Annotated in this window: 3 protein-coding genes; all 3 read left to right on the top strand. The window is 60.6% G+C overall.

All coding sequences use genetic code 11. The features are described from left to right. The first annotated feature begins 2 nt into the window (after positions 1 to 2). The 3 genes from HMPREF2674_RS03965 to HMPREF2674_RS09280 all read left to right on the top strand — a co-directional run bounded on the left by HMPREF2674_RS03965 (position 3) and on the right by HMPREF2674_RS09280 (position 2,686). Complete coding sequence (locus HMPREF2674_RS03965; RefSeq protein WP_246826174.1) at positions 3 to 728, top strand: preprotein translocase subunit SecD; 726 nt, start codon at positions 3 to 5, stop codon at positions 726 to 728. Positions 729 to 964: 236 nt separating this feature from the next. Next, entirely contained in the window at positions 965 to 1,705 is a 741-nt protein-coding gene (locus tag HMPREF2674_RS03960; protein ID WP_049347625.1) for a hypothetical protein, read from the top strand. Positions 1,706 to 1,972: 267 nt separating this feature from the next. Further along, positions 1,973 to 2,686: a hypothetical protein gene (locus HMPREF2674_RS09280; RefSeq protein WP_070824886.1), complete on the top strand. Its 714-nt coding sequence runs from the start codon at positions 1,973 to 1,975 to the stop codon at positions 2,684 to 2,686. The last annotated feature ends 35 nt before the right edge of the window (positions 2,687 to 2,721 follow it).

The following is a 2,721-nucleotide window of genomic DNA, read 5'->3' as shown; positions in this document are numbered from 1 at the left end:
CCCTGACCATTGCCGGTGCCCTCGGCCTCGCAGCCTGCGGCGGCAACTCCGGCACCAACTCCGGCTCCTCCGCATCGGCAAGCGCGTCCGCTTCTGCAACCGCTTCCGCAACTGCCTCTGCACCCGCAAGCACCTCCGCAGCAGCAACCAGCGGCAGCACCACCTCCGCAGCAGCTGAAACCACCAAGGCAGAAACCAAGACCACCCAGGGCACCATCAGCGCCCCCAGCGGTCTGCCCAGCGAAGCAACCGAAGCACTCAAGAAGGGCGAAGGGTCCGCCCAGCAGGTAGCCTCCGACGGCTATACCGCCAGCAAGGAAGCCCTGAACGCGTTCAAGAACGAGGCCGGTGTGAAGAAGGTGCAGACCAGCGACGGCACCGTCTACTACACCGATAAACTCGCTGGCTTCGAATCCAAGGACGGCGCTATTGTCAGCATCCAGAATAACGGCGTGTGGACCAGCATTGACTCCAATGGTGTAACCATCGTCGTGAGCGAGGACGGCTCCTGGATTAAGACCAACCCCAAGGACAACCTCTACACCGTCGTTAAGGCAGATGGCACCGCATCCGTGCTGAACACCAAGACCTTCGAGCAGGCGACCGACGTCTCCAGCATCGAAACTCCGAAGGCACCGGGTCGTATCGACGGCTTCAGCGGCACCGCTAAGACCCCGGTCAAGCCCACCAAGATCGGTGACCTCTCCGAGGTTGCAGGTGCCAAGTAAAAACTAGCCCCTGCCCCTGGGCCGAACAGCCCACCAGAATAGGGACGCCAGCGCCCCGTGCGCATCCGACCGTGATGCGTTCGGGGTATTTCTACGTTCAAGGGAAGAATGAGGGTCAGACGCTTCCCAGGTAACGGTGCTAATATATGGACGCGCCCAAAAACGGGTGTCACCAACCACATTTATACACAGCGTCGCGATGATGTCGCGACGCATGACGGAAAGAGAAATCCGCCGTGAAGAAGTCTATTGCTGTACTGTCTCTGAGCCTAGCAGGCCTGCTCGGCCTGGCTGCCTGTGGGTCCTCCCCGAAGAGCCCGGATAGTAGCCAGAGCGCATCCTCCAGCGCTTCTGTCTCCGCTACCGCCTCTGCAAGCGCGAATAGCTCGAGCTCCTCCAGCGCCTCCTCCGAATCCACTAGCTCCTCTAGCTCTTCCTCCGCTAAGGCTGAGTCGACTTCGAGCTCCTCCGCCAAGTCCTCCACCAAGGGATCAGAGACCCAGGCGAGCGGTTCGTCGGCTAATCCCGCCCTGCCCAATGGCGCCAGCGATAGCAGCTACGGCCCGAAGGTCTACGAGACCTACAAGGAGGCTGTCGAAGAGGCTAAGAAGGACCCGAGCGCCAAGAAGACTACGAACGCCGATGGCAACGTGTACACCGCCTCTGACGGAAGCATCGCTATTGTCGAGGCCAAGAACGGTAACTACATCGCCGTTCAGAACAACGGCAGCTGGCTACGCGTGACTCCCGAGGGCGAGGTCGTCACCGTGGACGCGAAGGGCTCCTGGGCCCTCTTCAAGACCAACGGCGAAGTGGCTCATATTGATGAGAACGGCGCAACTTCCATCGTGAATATCAAGACCTTCGAGGTTTCGACTGACTACCAGTCCCTGGAGGTGCCCAAGACCCCGGCTCCGGTGGGAGATTTCCCCGCTCCGAAGACCCCCGTCACGCCGAGCAGCGTGGCAACGAACTAGCAGCACCCATCGCCATAACCGGCGACTGACTAGACCCGTTCGCCCCGTACGTATCCCCGTGGATGCGTGCGGGGCGTTCTCGTACGTGTGCTCTCGGCTTCCGGTATTTTTCCCCGGTATTTCGGGTTTAGAGAGCGCCGCCGGAGCCCAGACTTTTCCCAGGGAACGGTGCTAGGATGGTGCCGTGCCCCAGACAGGGCACGTCAGCTACACCCATACACGGCGTCGTGACCGGGTTACGACGCTTGACGGAAAGAGAATGTCTCCGTGAAGAAGTCTATTGCTGTATTGTCTCTAAGCCTGGCAAGCCTGCTCGGCCTGGCCGCCTGCGCCCCCGCGGTGAAGGCCCCCGTAGCCTCCCGTGATTCCGCATCGGCAAGCGCCTCCGCCTCACCCTCTGCCTCGCCCTCCGCAGAGGACTCACAATCTGCCAGCGAATCCCCCTCCGCAAGTAGCGAGAGCTCTTCTAAGCCCTCCTCGAGCGCCTCTGCCCGGGAGACCGCTAGCAGCGACTCAACGGATGAGGACGGGGCTGCCGAGTCGCGGAAGCTGGCCATGGACCTCTACAAAACGTACGCCAATTCAGTCTCTATCGCTGAGGGGACCCGTAGCGTCGTTAAGGGTGAAAACGCCGATGGTAAGACCTACACCTCAGAAAGGAACAAGGTCACTTTGGTTGCGGGGAAGGACAACGAGTACATCATCCGCATCAAGAATGACGGTAGCTGGAGCCGTGCAAGGGCCAACGGTGAGGCGGAGCTAGTGGACACCGACGGTTCCTGGATCAGGATTAAGCCTGACGGCGAACGCATCGCGGTCAAGGGGAGCGGTACCGTCTATATTTCCTACCACCAGGGCGATGTGCCCAAGGACCTCATTAACACCCTGGAAACCCCCAAGCTTCCCGCCCCCGTGGAAGGCGGCGTGGGCGTCCCTAAGGAACCTGTGAAGCCGACGAAGATCAGCTCGGTCACGAACTAAAATCCATAAGAAGCCTCGAATATCGCGGCACCTCG

The organism is Rothia sp. HMSC062F03 (genome assembly GCF_001836905.1).
GTDB classification, from domain to species: domain Bacteria; phylum Actinomycetota; class Actinomycetes; order Actinomycetales; family Micrococcaceae; genus Rothia; species Rothia mucilaginosa_A.
This window is presented reverse-complemented; position numbering and strand designations above follow the sequence as displayed.